Origin of the sequence: Sediminihaliea albiluteola (genome assembly GCF_014077625.1) — a bacterium.
GTDB lineage: Bacteria > Pseudomonadota > Gammaproteobacteria > Pseudomonadales > Halieaceae > Sediminihaliea > Sediminihaliea albiluteola.
Window position 1 is genome coordinate 258,673 of record NZ_JACFXU010000014.1, and the last position, 17,305, is coordinate 275,977.

The 17,305-nt window shown below is 51.1% G+C and carries 13 protein-coding genes; 7 read left to right on the plus strand and 6 right to left on the minus strand.

Features of this window, described 5'->3' with window-relative positions:
* The first annotated feature begins 193 nt into the window (after positions 1-193).
* Both H2508_RS08085 and H2508_RS08090 read left to right on the plus strand, forming a co-directional pair.
* Positions 194-1,162, plus strand: a complete 969-nt coding sequence (locus H2508_RS08085; protein WP_182171635.1) for an LLM class flavin-dependent oxidoreductase — start codon at positions 194-196, stop codon at positions 1,160-1,162.
* Between the two features lie 165 nt (positions 1,163-1,327).
* Positions 1,328-3,535, plus strand: coding sequence for a molybdopterin-containing oxidoreductase family protein (locus tag H2508_RS08090; protein WP_182171638.1), 2,208 nt, complete (start codon positions 1,328-1,330; stop codon positions 3,533-3,535).
* Positions 3,536-3,752: 217 nt separating this feature from the next.
* Here the strand turns inward: H2508_RS08090 and H2508_RS08095 are convergent, their stop codons facing one another.
* The gene (locus H2508_RS08095) at positions 3,753-4,433 is read right to left on the minus strand and encodes a TetR/AcrR family transcriptional regulator (RefSeq protein ID WP_182171641.1); all 681 of its coding nucleotides are present in this window, start codon (positions 4,431-4,433) and stop codon (positions 3,753-3,755) included.
* Between the two features lie 130 nt (positions 4,434-4,563).
* On the opposite strand from H2508_RS08095, the gene H2508_RS08100 reads away from it, so the two are divergent.
* Entirely contained in the window at positions 4,564-5,415 is an 852-nt protein-coding gene (locus H2508_RS08100) for a phytanoyl-CoA dioxygenase family protein (RefSeq protein ID WP_182171644.1), read from the plus strand.
* Positions 5,416-5,453: 38 nt separating this feature from the next.
* Complete coding sequence (locus H2508_RS08105; RefSeq protein WP_182171647.1) at positions 5,454-7,673, plus strand: TonB-dependent receptor; 2,220 nt, start codon at positions 5,454-5,456, stop codon at positions 7,671-7,673.
* A gap of 49 nt (positions 7,674-7,722) precedes the next feature.
* On the opposite strand, the gene H2508_RS08110 is transcribed toward H2508_RS08105, so the two are convergent.
* The 3 genes from H2508_RS08110 to H2508_RS08120 all read right to left on the minus strand — a co-directional run bounded on the left by H2508_RS08110 (position 7,723) and on the right by H2508_RS08120 (position 11,898).
* Positions 7,723-9,000 carry a mechanosensitive ion channel family protein gene (locus H2508_RS08110; protein WP_182171650.1) on the minus strand — a complete coding sequence of 426 codons (1,278 nt, stop codon included), beginning with the start codon at positions 8,998-9,000 and terminating at the stop codon, positions 7,723-7,725.
* Between the two features lie 170 nt (positions 9,001-9,170).
* Positions 9,171-10,937 carry a SulP family inorganic anion transporter gene (locus H2508_RS08115; protein ID WP_328799344.1) on the minus strand — a complete coding sequence of 589 codons (1,767 nt, stop codon included), beginning with the start codon at positions 10,935-10,937 and terminating at the stop codon, positions 9,171-9,173.
* Positions 10,938-11,001: 64 nt separating this feature from the next.
* Complete coding sequence (locus tag H2508_RS08120) at positions 11,002-11,898, minus strand: MBL fold metallo-hydrolase (protein WP_182171653.1); 897 nt, start codon at positions 11,896-11,898, stop codon at positions 11,002-11,004.
* 218 nt (positions 11,899-12,116) lie between these two features.
* On the opposite strand from H2508_RS08120, the gene H2508_RS08125 reads away from it, so the two are divergent.
* The gene (locus H2508_RS08125) at positions 12,117-13,430 is read left to right on the plus strand and encodes a metal-dependent hydrolase family protein (RefSeq protein WP_182171656.1); all 1,314 of its coding nucleotides are present in this window, start codon (positions 12,117-12,119) and stop codon (positions 13,428-13,430) included.
* Positions 13,431-13,567: 137 nt separating this feature from the next.
* On the opposite strand, the gene H2508_RS08130 is transcribed toward H2508_RS08125, so the two are convergent.
* Positions 13,568-14,788: an argininosuccinate synthase gene (locus H2508_RS08130; RefSeq protein WP_182171659.1), complete on the minus strand. Its 1,221-nt coding sequence runs from the start codon at positions 14,786-14,788 to the stop codon at positions 13,568-13,570.
* Between the two features lie 180 nt (positions 14,789-14,968).
* Here H2508_RS08130 and pyrC point away from each other — a divergent pair, with 180 nt between their 5' ends.
* Both pyrC and rnt read left to right on the plus strand, forming a co-directional pair.
* Positions 14,969-16,015: a dihydroorotase gene (gene pyrC / locus H2508_RS08135; RefSeq protein ID WP_182171662.1), complete on the plus strand. Its 1,047-nt coding sequence runs from the start codon at positions 14,969-14,971 to the stop codon at positions 16,013-16,015.
* On the plus strand, positions 16,002-16,655 hold the full coding sequence (rnt, locus tag H2508_RS08140; RefSeq protein ID WP_220463672.1) for a ribonuclease T: 654 nt from the start codon (positions 16,002-16,004) through the stop codon (positions 16,653-16,655). The genes pyrC and rnt overlap by 14 nt, the downstream gene beginning before the upstream one ends.
* Positions 16,656-16,706: 51 nt before the next feature.
* Here the strand turns inward: rnt and H2508_RS08145 are convergent, their stop codons facing one another.
* Entirely contained in the window at positions 16,707-17,303 is a 597-nt protein-coding gene (locus tag H2508_RS08145) for an LON peptidase substrate-binding domain-containing protein (RefSeq protein ID WP_182171668.1), read from the minus strand.
* Positions 17,304-17,305: the final 2 nt, after the last annotated feature.

Below are 17,305 nucleotides of genomic sequence, written 5' to 3' on the forward strand. Positions count from 1 at the left end.
CTGTTTCTAAGGGCTCTGTTCCAGTTCCCTTTTCCTATCAACTAACAGCCTAGCCCTTGTATCAGTTCCAGCTGAGCACACGAGCACTCCCTAAGCCTACTAGGCGTGTAGGCACACCCACAAAATTACATTTATTGACAAATGTTTTGACAGTTGTAGACTGCTGCAAAACCCAGCTATCCCTGAGAGCCCTATGCCTAATCTAATCATGCGTTTTGATATGAGAAACCCTGATTTCGGAGCCTCAACACAAGCACTTTATGACGCCGCTCTCGATATGGCGGTGTGGGCAGAGGAGCAGGGTTTTGACATTCTGCAGATAAGCGAACACCACTGCAGCAGTGATGGTTATCTCCCCTCACCGATAGTACTGGCTTCCGCGATGATGGCGCGAACGAAGCGGATACGCCTTCGTTTTTCCCTAATTATTTTGCCGCTAAACAACCCATTGAAACTTGCTGAAGATCTGGCGGTTCTCGATGTTATAAGCAATGGTCGCATTGAAGTGGTGTTCGGCGGGGGTTATGTGCCAGAGGAGTTTGAAATGTTTGGCGTCGACCCTAAGCAGCGCGGGGCGTTAATGGAAGAGGGCATCAGCACTATTACTGAGGCGTGGCGTGGCAAGCCCTTTCAATACCAAGGCAGAAAAGCACTCGTTCTTCCTCGTCCAGTGCAACAACCCAGGCCACCACTTTGGTTGGGCGGCAGCAGCAAAGTAGCGGCTCGCCGTGCGGCGCGGCTCGCAGACAACTTTTATACCCCTGATGAATCGCTATACAAGGTGTTCCGCGAAGAGGCAATAAAACTTGGGCGTGATCCGGGCCCATGGAGTGACATCGGAACAGGCTTTTTAGCGGTAGCGGATAACCCAGACTCCGAATGGAAACGCATGGCTCCTTTCATCTTACACGAATGCAACTCCTATGGCCGATGGCAGCAGAAAGCAGGCTCTGATGGACAATATATTGAAATCGATGATGTTCGCGCCCTGAAGAACACAGACCTCTATCCAATACTAAGGCCGGAGGAGGCCATAGCCTATGCTCGAGAACGAGGTGAACAGGGAAATGTGTGTTTGCACCCCCTAATTTCTGGCTTTCCACCAAAATACGCCTGGCAACAACTTCATTACTTTGCCGAAACAGTCTTACCTTATATTTAACAATAAACCTCTAGAATAGTGCTTGCTTTAGTAAATCTAGCCCTACCCTAACTCGATATGCACATTGAGATAATGTATTGATAATCCGCCCTTGCACATCACATTGCTAATGCAACGCAATATGCAATACTGTTGTAGCTGGAATTAAGTGATAGAGATATAGCGATGAGTCGTACAGTTAATAGTTTCTGCCGAGCTTGCCACGCCTGTTGCGGTGTTTTAGTCGATATAGAGAAAGGTGTACCGATAAGAGTTCGAGGCGACAAAGAGAACCCATTATTTCAAGGTTTTTGCTGTATCAAGGGACAAAATTATGCGGCACAGCGCAACAGTCCCAACCGTTTATGGTATTCACAGAAACGTCAGCCCGATGGCAGCTACTTGCCGATTCCTGTTGACCAGGCCATTGATGAAATCGCAGTCAAACTCACATCCCTGATCAAAGAGCACGGCGCCAGGTCAGTTGCCGCTTATATTGGTACTTTTGGTTCAACCTCCTCCTCAGCCAATTCAGTAATGTCAGGGGCTTGGATGACCGCCATCGGTAGCCCAATGACTTTCACTTCCAACACCATTGATCAACCTGGCAAGTTCGTCGCGGCGGCACTGTTTGGACGCTGGATGGCACCCTCGCATAACTTTCTCCAGGCCCAAGCTACACTACTTATTGGGATGAACCCCTTAGTATCTATGTCCGGTGGAATCCCCCACACTAATCCAGGCAGGCATCTAACCGATGCGCTTAAGCGCGGCATGAAGCTTATTGTCATCGATCCGCGGCGCTCAGAAACAGCCCGACGGGCACAGATACATTTACAACCAAAACCCGGTGCCGACATTCCAATTCTCGCGGCGATGCTCCAATTTATTATTGATAACGAACTCTACGACGCTGAATTTGTAGCCGATAACACTACTGGATTAAGCAGCCTGCGTGCCGCACTCGAGGTATACACCCCTGAAGTCGTAACTGAGCTAAGCGGATTGGATTACGAACAGATTACCGAAGCCGCCCGAGAGTTTGCCACTGCGGGCTCGGGAGTCGCTACGGCAGGAACTGGCCCAAATATGTCCGGTAACACTACCTTACTGGAATACTTGGTGCTTTGTCTCAACACACTTTGTGGGCGTTGGTTGCGTGCTGGCGAGCAGGTCACCGAGCCAGCGACCCTGAGCGAGTTCGTACAACCGATTGCCCAGGCTCAGTCTCCTTCGCCAGAATTTGCCTACGGTTTCGGAGAGCAATTACGCGTCCGAAACTTAAGCAGTACAGCCGCAGGACTACCTACCGCCGCACTGCCGGATGAGATCCTACTTCCCGGTGAAGGCCAAGTAAAAGCGCTGATCAGCCATGGAGGCAACCCAGTATCGATCTGGCCCGATCAGGTTAAGGCGATTGAATCCATTCGGGCACTCGAACTATCTGTGCAAATCGATCTCACAATGTCGACCACTGCTCGTGAATCCGACTATGTTATCGCAGTGCGTCATCCACTAGAGATGCCTGGGATTACGCTTACCCACGAATTCATGAATAGCTATGCCCCCGGCTTCGGTACAACGGCGCCATGGGCACAATATAGCCCTGCGGTAGTGGAGCCTCCCGAGGATTCTGACTTGCTTGAAGATTGGCAGTTCTTTTACCGCCTGGCACAGCGCATGGAACTACAGCTCGAGGCTACCCCAATACTCTGGCACGGAACCTCGGGTATTGAACCCTGGACTGTGGATATGACCCATGAGCCAACCACCGATGATATCTTCGAGTTCGTCACTAAAGCTGGCAGAGTCTCACTTGAGGAAGTAAAGCAATATCCGGCCGGAGCTATTTTTGCAGACCCAGCAGTCATTGTTGCGCCCAAAGAAGCAAACTGGGAAGGACGGCTAGATCTCGCCAACAATGAAATGATGTCGAACCTGATGCGCAGCGTCCATTCAGGCGAAACAAAGGGCGCATATCCGTTTAGACTGGTGTCGAGACGACAAATAAACGTTCTGAATTCAAGTTGGCACGATAATCCGGGGCAGGTCCGTGGAGACAGTCATAATCCTGCTTTTATGCACCCATTGGATATGGAAGCTCTAGAACTCAATAATGGCATGGGTATTTCGCTCAGCTCTGAACATGGCACCATCAGTGCTGTTGTCAAGGCAGACAAAAACTTACGTCGCGGGGTAATCTCTATGTCTCACGGCTGGGGGGGCTTACCCGAACAGGATCAAGCCTTCAGAGATATTGGAAGCAACACCGGCAAGCTGATTAGTAATGACTCACACTACGAGCGTTATACGGGTCTTCCGCGTATGAGCAACATACCAGTGGCCGTGAAGCTACTTAATGAGTCCAGCAGCTCTCCCCCAAACAGTCTTTGAGTGTATGGAGCTTTCTTGAGGCCATGAAGCCTGTGTCTAAAGTAAGTACTGGCTCTAATCCCATCTGCACAACATGACAGACCAGCAATGATTTGCTTGTATGAATATTAATTAGAATGCCCTTTGCATAACATCATTGATGTATTTTTGCGAGTGATAGCCTTACAAGCTGTTGCACTAAGCACGTCAATTTCTCCGCAATAGGACACAGTAGGACTTATGGCTCAAGGGCTGGTAGCTCCTCCAACTGACTGAATACCATTCCACATAGAATATTGGCCAGTTGTTCAACCATATCATCACTCAAAGGGTTCAATTCCTCAGGTGAATCGCCAATACCTCCTTCCTCTGCTGCACTAACAGCTAACTGTGGCCCCGCCACTACGATATACAAAATACCTCCGGCCACCACATAGCGTAGCAAATTAACAGTGCCAAAAATGCGCTGTAATCGCGGGTCATTAAACTTGGCATTGCGATAAATCGCAGGCACGAAATGTTGATCCAGCCACTGCGTACGCTGAGAAATTCGCGAACCTTCTTTTAATAAAAGCTTACCGTAGGCTGGTAGCTCACGTAGTGTGTATATGAAGGACTTAAGAAGAGTTAGCAGGCGCTGACGGTCATCTAATTGTATCTCGCCTTGATAAAGCTCACTTTGCCGAGCGTTAAACTTCTCCATTAAACTGCTCGCCGCCACTTCCCACAACGACTCTTTATTAGTGAAGTGGTAGACCAACAAGGGTTGCTTTACACCCGCTATACTCGCGATTTCACCTAGCGTTGCGCCCTCAAAGCCTTTTTCAGCAAATACCTCTATAGCGGCTTGCAATACCGCCTCACGTACTTGAAGGCTGCGCTGCTCTCGGCTTTGCGCAGCATGCTTTACGACTTTCATCTATGCCCTGCACTTATTTTGTATACACATAATATATCACTTATTGACTACGCTCTCGCTCAAACCTACACTGACTGAACGCTTAGTCAGTTATCTTTGTGAGCAACTGCATCACTTGGAGTATTTTGCTATGTCTCAAACCTCAATCCCAAGACTCAAGGCCTGTAGTGATGGTGAGCTAATCAGTAAAACCCTCCTTGAACACGGAGTGCTTATTGTTGAAGGCTTTTTGGAAGCTTCAATACTTGAGGCATTTAACCGTGAAATGGATGGCCCGCTAGCTCAAGAGCGACCAGATCGCAAATTCTTAAGCCCGATATACGACCATTTTTTTGGCAGCAAAACACGACACTTAACCGGCCTGACCGGTCGCTCCGAGATATTCCGCGAACAAATTATGCAGCATCCGCTTTACCTTGAGCTCTGTGAGCAAATTCTGCTGCCTAACTGCGCCAGCTATCAGCTGAACTACGGCCATATTTTTGAAATTGCCCCCGGCGCCAAAGCTCAGGCCCTACACCGCGACGGTGATTGCTGGTCCTACCTACCGAGCGATTTTAATGTAGAGGTGGCTTCAATATTAGCACTGACTGAGTTCACTGAAGCTAATGGCGCCACCCTAGTTATCCCAGGCAGCCATCGTTGGCCTAGAAATAAGACACTGAACTATGCCGATGCAGTACCAGCAGAAATGTCTGCTGGCTCAGCTCTACTCTATTTGGGTGCCACCGCCCACGCAGCTGGCTCAAACATCACTACAGCAGACTTACGCCGTGGAATGCACGTTAGTTATTGTCTCGGCTGGCTACGAACAGAAGAGAATAACTACCTAGCAGCCCCTATTAACGAGGTCAGAAACTACTCCAAGACAGCTCAGAAATTACTAGGCTACGCCCCTCACGATGCTGCACCTAACGGTGGTTGTTTAGGAGTATTTAGTATGCTCGACCCCATGGAGCTGATGGCAGACGGAAAGCTTTAATCTGTGTTATCAACATTTCTTACTACGGAAATAAGAACATGCAAAACTATTCTGCCCGGCAACTTTTTCTTATAGCCCCAACTCTAGTACTCGCAACAATAGCTCCTCAGGTAAATGCTCAGCGGGCCACAAGTATTGAGGAAGTCGTTGTCACAGCACAAAAGCGCAGCGAAAGCTTGCAGGAAACGCCGATTTCAATCACAGCATTTAATAGTGACCAGCTAGTCAACATGGGCGTTACAAATATTGGTGACATCCAATTCAGTGTGCCAAGTCTTTCAATGCGCCAATTTCCCAATTCTAAAAGCACTTTGCGAGTTTTTATTCGAGGTGTAGGTAATAACGACTCGCAGTTAAGCCAAGACCCAGGGGTTGGTGTTTACGTCGACAATATTTATATGGCACGTTCAACCGGTTTAGCTATGGAACTAGCCGAGCTTGAACGTATTGAAGTACTCCGGGGACCACAGGGCAGCCTCTACGGTCGTAACACCACCGGTGGTGCTATCAATATAATCACCAAAAAACCCTCTGGAGAATTTAGCTTAAAACAAAAGTTAACTGTGGGTGACCGAAGTTTGTGGCGCAGTGCAACAGATATCGATTTCCCCGAGTTTAACGATCTCGCACTGCAATTAAACTATCATACTGGCTCTATCAAGGGGCCAGTTCGAAACCGTGGTAATGGCCCCAATTTTGGTGACGAAGACCGCAAGGCACTGCGTGTTGCAGTACGCTGGACACCTGAGAAGCACTTTATTGCCGATTATGTTTACGACCGCAGTGATATCGATTCAGGCTCACCTTATTACCAGTCACTGGCACCAGGCGCAGCTGGATACGAGGTTGTACCATGGTCTACCAAGCGTTTTGGCTCAGCCTCACTAAGTCAGCCACTTTTAGAGAGTGGACTAGAAATAGCTGGGCATAGCCTGACACTAAACTGGGAGCTTAGCGAACAAGCCGAGTTAAAATGGATAAGCGCCTACCGCGAGTTAGATGAGTCGACATACCAAGATTACAGTACTAGCATCCAGACCCCACGGCTATTCGCCAACACGCCTTTTGAGACTGAGCAAGAGCAATGGTCGCATGAGCTACAGCTAGTAGGCAGTACATCGCAATTCGATTACGTTGCCGGCCTGTATTATTTCAAAGAAGAGGGAACTGAATATTCAGATGACCGTATCAGCCTGCCCTTCGGCCCCAACTTCTCCCTAGTCGAGCTACCCCTGCAACAACGATCTAGTGATGTGTTGTCAAAGGCGAAGGCTGTCTTTGGACAACTTACCTGGACACCTTCTTGGGAATCACGCCTGCATATAACCGGGGGCTTACGCTATACCGAAGACCAGCGCCACCTCGCTGTAAGCCGACTTCAGGCACTGGATGGAAATACCTTTGATAGTAAAGCCGATAAAACTTTTCATCGTGTGTCACCCGCGCTTTCATTTTCTTGGGACATGACTGAACTGGCAAATCTTTATCTACGTTGGGCAGAAGGTTATCGGGCAGGCTCATTTAACTCACGTGCAGACTCTATAACAGCAGCAACCAAAGCCGTTAATGAAGAAATTGTTAGGAGTGTAGAGGCAGGAATTAAATCGGAGTGGTGGGATCGTCAATTGCGCATTAATGCTGCAATATATAGCAGCGATTTTGATAACATGCAGCTTGGCTTCAACCTACCAGAAAATCCCGCTGCACCTGTATTCTTCAACGCCGGAAAAGCGCGTATTAAGGGAGCTGAAATTGATCTTACAGCTCTCATCTCAGAAGGTTTCTTGCTGAACTTCGCCTATGGCTTTATAGATCATGATATTAAAAAAGTTATCGATCCAGCCACTGGTATCGACGTGAGCTCGGAATATGAGCTCGCCTCGGCGCCACGGCATAGCCTCACAATAGATCTCGACTACACCTTTCCCAGAATGGGGTTAGGCGAACTTCGCGCGAACCTCAATTACTCCTGGAGGGATGAACAACGAGTTATCTTCAATCTCGGTGGCCCCTTATCTGCCCTACCATTAAACGAACCCTACAACCAGATTGATAGCTACGGCCTATGGAATGCACGACTCAGCCTTGACCAAATTGCTTTAAGCCATGGGGAACTAGGCTTTGCCTTATGGGGGAAAAACCTCTCGGATGAAGAATACCTCGTTGACGGCGTCGTAAACTTCCACTGGTCACCTAAAGTCGGGGTATTTGGAGATCCGCGCTCTTTCGGTTTGGACATTATATACAGTTGGAAATAAGACTTAATCTTACATCTACCGCTTCCCTTTCTTGCGAGGGAAGCGCTAGCTATGTAAGGGTATCGCTAGACCGCACCAGCGCTCGAATATCATAACCAGTGGGGCTTTCGTGGGCGCGCAAGCCAAACTCCGGCAGCACAGCAAAGACATGATCAAAGATATCCGATTGAATATCCTCATAGCGTGCCCAGGCAGTGGTGCTGGTAAAGGCATAAATTTCAATCGGCAGACCATCTGTGGTGGGGCTGAGCTGCCGCACCATAAGGGTCATGTGCTGGTGTATGTAGGGGTGTGACTTTAAGTAGGTCAGCAAATAGCCCCTAAATGTGCCTATGTTGGTTAACCTGCGACCATTAATCAGCACAGACATATCGGTGTTATTTCTGCGGTTGGATTCTTCCACCGCTTGAATCTTTTCATCCAAGTAACTGCCCAAGAGCTCAGCTTTTCTTAAGCGCTGTAACTGCTCGTCGCTCAAAAATTGGATGCTGCTGGTGTCAATCAACACACTGCGCTTGATACGTCGCCCGCCGGACTCTGACATGCCACGCCAGTTTTTGAATGAATCCGATATCAGGGCATAGGTGGGAATCGTGGTGATGGTCTTATCCCAGTTTTGCACTTTTACAGTGGTAAGACCGATATCGATCACATCGCCATCGGCGCCGTATTTAGGCATTTCCAGCCAGTCACCAACCGATAGCATATCATTGGCAGATAGCTGTATACCGGCCACTAATCCCAAGATCGGGTCTTTGAAAACCAGCATAAGGACCGCAGACACGGCCCCCAAACCACTCAGCAATATGAGCGGTGATTTATTCATCAACATCGAAATCGCCAGAATCACAACCAGCACACTGGCGATAAGCTTGATGCTCTGTACTAAACCCCGCAGTGGAAAATTGAGCGTATGGCTTTTGTTGTAGGTAAGTCGCTGAAAGAAATCCAACAAGGAGAAGAAGGCCAGCAAACCAAACAGCAGGATCCATTGGTTGGTCGCTGTTGCGATAAAGCTGAGCAAGCTGGATGACTCATCCAGCCACAGCCCTGCCTGAATTTGCAGGACGATACCTTGAAAAATAAATGCCGACCGGCGATAAAACTTATCGGCATCGGGCAAGTGCTGCCAACGCTGGCCAGCCTTGCGAGTGATATCCGTAATAACGCGCCGAACAACGCCATGCAACAGGACATGTACTGCTACGGCACACAAGCCAAGCCACACAAGCACCAGCAAATTGAATTCAAGCTGGGTGTTGCCGGGCCAGTACTGGTCGAGCCAAGAGATTAAAAAGAGCTTAATTTCTTCGCGTATAGTATCCAATGGACTTCCTTTAAAGAGAGTAATTACTCGCTATCAAAACTATTTTTCAACACCCTAAGCAAAGCAGTCACAGCTATCAGGCGCCGTTTCCAGCCTTGTTGCCTGTGCAGTTGTTCTGCGGGGCTACCATGGGCGCTGACATGATAATGATGCACTGGCTTTAGCATCCATCAAATCTCCCAATTCGGTACCTGTTGGGTATTTTCAGCATCGAGTTCCGCAGCCAACCTGCACACGGCGTCGTGGTGCGATAGAAAAACCCGCCCGCTGAGCTCATCCAAGAAACTCGTACGTCGCAGCAAATCCATCACCGGTCCCTTCACCTCTGATAGATAAAAAGTCAGGCCACGCTCAGCTAACTGCTCGTTGATTGACTCAAGGACTTCTACAGCACTCATGTCAATCTCATTGACGGCTGTGCACAGTAATAATACGCGGCGCAAACCCGGGCGGCTATCCACCTCAGCCATAATGCGGTCTTCAACATAGCTAGCATTAGCAAAATACAGTGTCTCATCCACCCGTATCTGTAATAAATCACTGCGAGTAGTGACTTTGTGGCGATCCACATTGCGATAGTGCCCAGTACCAGGAACTTCTCCGATGACTGCCATATGTGGACGCGAACTGCGATAGAGATGCAGAGCCAGTGATACCAGCACGCCGCAAGTCACACCCGCTTCAACCCCAAATACCAAAGTGACCAGTACGGTGATGCTCACCGCGCTGAAATCAGAACGACCAAAGCGCCAAGACCGACTCAGAATCGATAAATCCACCAGCGACATGACAGCTACGATGATCGTTGCCGCCAACGTCGCAATGGGTAACCAGCTCAAATAAGGGGTAAAAAACACTGCGGCCAGTGCAATCCCCAATGCCGTCATAAGGCCAGCGGCCGGTGTTTCGGCACCCGCATCAAAATTCACCACAGAGCGTGCAAAGCCGCCGGTTACCGGATAACCACCCGACAGCGAGGCGGCAATATTGGCTGCACCAAGCCCCAGCAGCTCCTGGTCTGGATTAATTTTTTGGCGTCGCTTGGCCGCCAGCGTATGCCCCACTGAGACCGACTCGACAAAGCCTATCAGTGAGATCAACAAAGCGGATACCCAGAGCTCTGGCCAGGGCAAACCAAGGACGCTTGGCAAAGTAAGCTGCGGCAAGCCCGAAGGAACCTCACCCACCAAGGCCACACCATGCGCCTCCAAATTCAAAGACTTGGCCAGCAGACTGCTTAGTACTATGCCAAGCACCGGCCCAGCGCGACCCAAGACCTTAGCTGCTAGCTCTGGCACTCCCAAACGCTGTAGCAATGGTGCTAAAGCGCTGCGTGCCCAGAATAGAAACATCAGCATAAAACCGCCAATCATCAGGGTTGGCAAATTGATTGTAGCTAGCTTATGCCACAGCTCAGGCAACAACTGTGGCAATGTAGACCCGCTAGCCGACACTCCTAAAATATGCTTTAACTGGCTAATTGCGATGAGAATGCCAGAGGCTGTTATAAAACCAGCAATCACTGGGTGCGAAAGAAAATTGGCAAGAAAACCCAAGCGCAGCAAACCCATGATGAGCAACATGGCGCCAGACATGAGCGCCAGCAAAATAGCCACCTGCAGGTAAAGACCGCTCCCTGGTGGCGCCACTTGGCTCACTGCAGTCGCCGTCATCAGAGAGACCACTGCCACCGGCCCGACAGAAAGCGTGCGACTGCTGCCTAAGAGCGCATAGGCAACTAAAGGTAGGATACTGGCATATAAGCCGACTTCTGGCGGTAAGCCAGCCAGCATGGCATAAGCCAAAGACTGCGGGATGAGCATGATGGTCACAATGACAGCAGCCAAGCCGTCACTGAGCAAAGCGCTACGGTTGTATTGCCGCGCCCAATCTAAGGCGGGCACATAGCGCCTCCAGCGGCTCAGCTTTGGTGACACTGACTCAGCACTCCCTCAAGCTTATAGGCAGATCCACGGCCGAATCCTCTCCTTAGTTCTAGGCTCAAAGTATATTCAGAGGTAGTTTGAGATATACCGTCCCGTTATCCTCTTCTGGCGGTAGGTGGCCGGCCCGCATGTTGACCTGCAGCGATGGCAAAATCAGACGGGGCATACCCAGTGTTGCGTCGCGTGCCTCACGCATCGCAACAAAGTCATCTTCGCTGACACCACCCCCGACATGAATGTTGCTGTGCTTTTCAGCCAGCACCGTCGTTTCATACTCTACTGGGCGACCATTAGGCATATAATCATGACACATGAATAGGCGCATCTGCTCAGGCAGGGACAAGACCCGCTGAATAGAGCGGTACAGCGTTCGAGCATCGCCGCCGGGGAAATCAGCTCGGGCCGTGCCGCCATCGGGCATAAACAGTGTATCGCCGACAAAGGCTGCATCCCCCATGACATGCGTCATACAGGCCGGCGTATGTCCCGGAGTATGCAAGGCCAAGCACTCCATCTGGCCGACCATGTAGCGATCTCCCTCAGCAAACAAATGGTCAAACTGCGAGCCATCACGCTGAAACTCAGTGCCGGCATTGAATATTTTTCCAAAGACCTCCTGCACACTCACAATATGCTCACCAATGCCGATTTGGCCACCGAGCTGTTGCTGAATATAAGGGGCCGCTGATAAATGATCTGCGTGGACATGGGTTTCAATTAACCATTGCAGATCCAGTTTATGACGGCGTATGTAGTCGATGATTTTATCAGCGCCTTCACAGCTTAAACGCCCCGCGGCGTAGTCGATCTCCATCACTGAATCAACAACGGCACAAGCAGTGGATGCAGGGTCCCTCACAACATAGGAAAAGGTGTTGGTATCTTCATCAAAAAACGCGATCACCTCAGGGCAACAATTAAGGCTATTGGACAAACTTTCTTCTTTACTCATGAACTCCCTCAGCAATCTAAAAAACCATTGCACTAGCAGTCTACTATGCAACAAAAAATCTCAGCTACAAGAATACTGACAGATTCGAATCATAACTGTCATAGTTATCGCAGTAACTATCAGTGATCAGCGCAATCACTCCGACAGTAACCTGTGCTACTTTGACAAGGCGCTCGCTGCTTTATAGGCTGCAGCGGCCAAACATACGGAGACCACAGATGCCCACACTAGCTCACTTTTGCCAAATCATCCGCCACAGCGCGGCAGTTATCGCTCTTTGCGCTGTAGCCGCCAGCAGCGCCATAGCAGAGACAGTGCTTATTCACGCCGGCACGCTACTCGCAGTACCCGGCCAGCCAACACAAACAGAGCAGACCTTAATCATCAAAGACGGCAAGGTCAGCCAAGTTCTCGACGGCTATCGCGACAGCGCCGAGTTTGCTGCCGACGCTAAGCTAATTGACTTAAAAGACCGCTTTGTGATGCCGGGCTTAATGGATATGCACGTGCACTTACAAGGCGAGCTTGGTCCCGATGGCGACAGTGAAAGCCTCAAGTTTTCTGATGAATTAGTGCAAATGCGCTCCTTGATGTTCGCTCTGCGCACCCTAGATGCTGGCTTTACCACAGTGCGCGACGCTGGCTCCAATACTCAGCCGATGTACGCCCTGCGCGACTCTATCGAGCGCGGCTGGATAGTTGGTCCACGCATTATTGCCGCGGGCGGCGTGGGCATCACCGGCGGCCACAATGATATTTCGGGCATGAAGCACGAGTTGCTGGAGCTCTATACGGACAGATCTATCTGTGACGGCCCTTACGATTGCCGCCGCGCCGCACGGGATGCCATCAAATATGGGGCCGACCTGATCAAAATCACCTCAACCGGTGGCGTACTGACTGACCGCAACACCGGCACTGGTCAACAGATGGAAGAGGACGAGCTGCGCGAAGTCGTACTGGCAGCCAAACGCATGGGGCGCAAGGTCGCGAGCCACGCACACCAAGAGGACGGCATCATTGCCGCTCTGCAAGCTGGCGTAGATAGCATTGAACATGGCACCTACACAGGCACGAAGGCGATCAAACTATTCAAATCTACCGGTGCCTACCTCGTTCCCACACTCTTGGCTGGCCACACTGTGCGTGAAATGGCACAAAACTCGGACTTTATGAGCCCTGCAATTAAAGAAAAGGCTATTCGCGTCGGCTCCGACATGCAGGAGAACTTCAGCAAAGCCTACCAAGCTGGGGTCAAAATTGCCTTTGGTACCGACACTGGCGTTTCTGCCCACGGTAACAACGCTCAAGAAGCGGTACTGATGAAACAGGCCGGCATGAGCAACATGGATATTCTGGTATCAGCCACCGTGAGCGCCGCTGACTTGATTGATATGAGCGACAGCCTAGGCACTCTAGAAGTGGGCAAGCACGCCGACCTGATTGCACTGGACAGTTCTCCACTGGAGAACATTGAAGCGCTGCTAGATGTCGGCTTTGTGATGAAAGGCGGTGCTGTTTATAAGCAGTAAAGGAGCGCAGAGCTCAAACTGCACTAACCAATACAACTGAGCCCGATTCGCTGCTCTGCCAAATCGGACTCAGTCTTTTGTCAGTCGCAGAGCTTATGCGCTTGCCTAGCTCGACTAGAGCAAGCGCATGGCCTCACTTAGAGGAGTTTGCGGCCCTTATTCGCTGCGATGCGCATACGCAGTGCGTTGAGCTTAATAAAGCCCTCTGCATCAGCCTGGTCATAGGCACCGGCGTCATTTTCAAAGGTCGCAATGCCCTCATCGAACAAGCTGTCATCTGACTGGCGACCCACCACGATCACATTGCCTTTATAGAGCTTCAAGCGCACACGGCCATTCACGCAGGCTTGTGACTGGTCAATTGCAGTCTGCAGCATCTGCCGCTCAGGTGACCACCAGTAGCCGTTGTAAATGATTTTGGCATAGCGCGGCATCAACTCATCTTTGAGGTGAGCCACTTCGCGGTCCAGAGTCAGCGACTCAATAGCACGGTGTGCCTTAAGCATGATGGTGCCGCCCGGTGTTTCGTAACAGCCGCGGGACTTCATGCCCACATAGCGGTTTTCCACCAGGTCATCGCGACCGATACCATTAGCACCGCCCACCTTGTTCAAATACTCCAAGACAGTGGCCGGGCTCATGGGCTGACCATCGATGGCGACGATATCACCGCGCTCGTAGTCCAACTCAATGTAGGTAGCTTGATCGGGTGCAGCCTCAGGGCTGACACTCCAGCGCCACATATCTTCTTCAGCTTCTGCCCAAGGATCTTCTAAAATGCCACCCTCATAAGAAATGTGCAGCAGGTTGGCGTCCATTGAGTAGGGTGACTTCTTTTTGCTAGTGGAGAAGTCCACAGGGATACTGTGCTGCTCACAGTAGGCCATCAAAGACTCGCGGGAATTAAGATGCCACTCACGCCAAGGGGCAATCACCTTGATCCCCGGCTTTAGAGCGTAGGCGCCCAACTCGAAGCGCACCTGATCATTACCCTTACCGGTAGCGCCATGAGAAATAGTATCGGCGCCTGTCTCGTTAGCAATTTCAATCAAACGCTTAGCGATCAGAGGACGTGCAATAGAAGTACCTAAGAGATACTCCCCCTCATAAACGGTGTTTGCTCGGAACATGGGGAACACGAAGTCCCGCACAAACTCCTCACGCAGGTCGTCGATGTAAATCTCTTTGACTCCCAAAGCCTGGGCTTTGGCGCGCGCGGGCTCAACTTCTTCGCCCTGGCCGATATCGGCGGTAAAGGTCACCACCTCACAGTTATAGCTATCCTGCAGCCAGCGCACGATTACCGAGGTATCCAGTCCTCCAGAATAGGCTAGTACCACTTTGTTTATATCAGACATCTCACAGTTCCCGTGCTAGATAGAAAGGCCGAACATTTTACTCTCAGGGACCGCCAATTCCCAGCCTCGTTTATAGGCTGGGCCCAGCGACCTTGTGCGGCGCGGCCAACAAGCCAATTTTCCAAGAGGCGAGGAGTAAGGTAGCATTCGCCTTCCCAACAATCCCGCCCTAGGTTAACTGTGACCGAACTGACTCTACTCCGTCCCGATGACTGGCACGTCCACCTACGTGATAACGATGCCCTACGCGATACTTGCGCTGATATGGCCCGCTACTTTGGCCGCGCCATTATCATGCCCAACCTCACCCCGCCAGTGACCACCGTGGCTCAAGCAGCCAGCTATCGCGACCGTATCCTGGCCGCTATGGCCAATTTGCCACGCCAGTTTGAGCCGCTAATGGCGCTGTACCTCACTGATCAAAGCGATGCCGAGGAAGTAAAGCGGGCTGCCGCTAGCGACTTTGTCCACGCGGTTAAGCTGTATCCAGCGGGTGCTACCACTAACTCGGCTGCTGGCGTGGCCGACCTAGATAGCCTCTACCCCACCCTAGCGGCAATGGAAGAGCATGATCTACCCCTGCTGATCCACGGTGAGGTCACCGATACGGACATTGACATTTTTGATCGCGAGAAAGTGTTTATCGAGCGCCACCTCGCGCCGATCGTGCAGCGCTTCCCACAATTGCGCGTAGTGCTGGAGCACATTACTACCGCAGATGCCGTAGATTTTGTCAGCCAAAGCCCGGCCAATGTGGCTGCTACGATTACCGCTCACCACCTCCTGCTGAACCGCAACGACATGTTGGTCGGCGGAATTCGCCCCCATTACTTCTGTCTGCCGGTGCTCAAGCGCAACAGCCACCAGCAAGCGCTGATCAAAGCCGCTACCTCTGGTGATCCTAAGTTTTTCTTGGGCACAGACTCGGCGCCCCACGCCACCGCGGCCAAAGAGAACGATTGCGGTTGTGCCGGCGTATACACGGCCCATGCTGCTATCGAGCTCTATGCAGAAGCCTTTGCAGCAGCAGGAGCCCTAGACAAGCTAGAAGGTTTTGCCTCACATTTTGGCCCAGACTTTTACCGTTTGCCGCGCAACAGCGATCACATCACCTTGCGTCAGCAGTCTTGGCAAGTGCCAGCTCAACAAGCACTTGGCGGCAAGCCGCTAACACCTATGCGGGCCGGCCAATCAGTAGGCTGGCAGGTGGTGAATGAACATGAGTGAAACAACTTCCTATGACAGCGAGCACCGCATCTGTGATCGCTTCCGCGGCTTCTTGCCGGTGGTGGTTGACCTCGAGACCGGTGGTTTTATGGCCTCCACCGATGCCATTTTGGAAATCGCCGCCACTATCGTGCGCATGGATGAGGATGGCCTGCTAGCTGTACATCGCACCTACAATTTTCAAGTGAAGCCTTTTGAGGGCGCCAATATTGAGCAGGCCGCCTTAGACTTCACCGGCATCGACCCTTGGCACCCTTTTCGTGAAGCAGTCAGCGAAGAAGATGCATTGACTGACATGTTCCGTATTGTACGCAAGGAAATCCGCGACCAAGGCTGTAATCGGGCTATATTAGTTGGCCATAACGCACACTTTGATGGCGGTTTTATCAATGCTGCGGTGGAACGCTGCGGAATCAAGCGCAACCCCTTCCATCCCTTTTCTTTTTTCGATACTGCCACGCTGTCGGGGCTTGCTTACGGACAAACTGTATTGGCGCGAGCCTGTAGCGCAGCGGGCATTGCCTTTGACAACGACGAAGCGCACTCCGCCGCCTACGATGCTGAACGCACCGCTGAACTGTTTTGTGAAATTGTTAACCGCTGGAAGGAATCGGGTGGCTGGCTGCCGAGCTTTGAATAAGCTCGGCTAAGTGAGCAAGTGTTCATACAGCTCCCAGCCTCGCGTCTTAGGCTACTCTTCTCCGCTGATCTGATTGAGTAGCCGATCTAACTCAGCCAGCAGCGATTCCAGCTGCTCCATGCCCAAGAGCTCGTACTTTAGCGCTTCATCTAAAGGCAGTAACTGCACCAGCGTATAGGCGACCTGCCAAATATCCTGGTAATCAATATTCAGATTCATACGCTGCACATGGGGATGAGTTTCTAAGCTTTGCAGCACAGTTGCCAAAGACTGCCACTGTGCTTGCATAGCCACCGGTGCTGGTGAGGGCTGCATGTCTACCTGGCCGCGCCACAAGCCAGAGGCCTCTACCTGCGCACTCTCTAAAGTAAAGCGCTGCCGCCCTTCGATGGTAATTCCTAAGAGACCATTATCCAACTGATCCCAATCAACGATATGGGCATAGCAACCCCAGTCGCCTAATTCGGGACTAGCTGCACCGCGTCGCGCCACTTCTTCGCCGCGACGAATCCAGGCCACTCCAAAACCGCTATTGTGGCGCATACATTCACGCACTAAATCCAAATAGCGTCGTTCGAAAATCTTCAGCGGCATCCGCCCATAGGGCAGCAACACAGCTGATAGAGGAAACAAAGGGATCTCAGTCATAG

Bases quoted from the DNA above. Each gene is read 5' to 3' on its own strand.
- H2508_RS08085 (WP_182171635.1), top strand. From the start codon at position 194: ATGCCTAATCTAATCATGCGTTTTGATATGAGAAACCCTGATTTCGGA.
- H2508_RS08090 (WP_182171638.1), top strand. From the start codon at position 1,328: ATGAGTCGTACAGTTAATAGTTTCTGCCGAGCTTGCCACGCCTGTTGC.
- H2508_RS08095 (WP_182171641.1), bottom strand. From the start codon at position 4,433: ATGAAAGTCGTAAAGCATGCTGCGCAAAGCCGAGAGCAGCGCAGCCTT.
- H2508_RS08100 (WP_182171644.1), top strand. From the start codon at position 4,564: ATGTCTCAAACCTCAATCCCAAGACTCAAGGCCTGTAGTGATGGTGAG.
- H2508_RS08105 (WP_182171647.1), top strand. From the start codon at position 5,454: ATGCAAAACTATTCTGCCCGGCAACTTTTTCTTATAGCCCCAACTCTA.
- H2508_RS08120 (WP_182171653.1), bottom strand. From the start codon at position 11,898: ATGAGTAAAGAAGAAAGTTTGTCCAATAGCCTTAATTGTTGCCCTGAG.
- H2508_RS08125 (WP_182171656.1), top strand. From the start codon at position 12,117: ATGCCCACACTAGCTCACTTTTGCCAAATCATCCGCCACAGCGCGGCA.
- H2508_RS08130 (WP_182171659.1), bottom strand. From the start codon at position 14,788: ATGTCTGATATAAACAAAGTGGTACTAGCCTATTCTGGAGGACTGGAT.
- rnt (WP_220463672.1), top strand. From the start codon at position 16,002: ATGAACATGAGTGAAACAACTTCCTATGACAGCGAGCACCGCATCTGT.
- H2508_RS08145 (WP_182171668.1), bottom strand. From the start codon at position 17,303: ATGACTGAGATCCCTTTGTTTCCTCTATCAGCTGTGTTGCTGCCCTAT.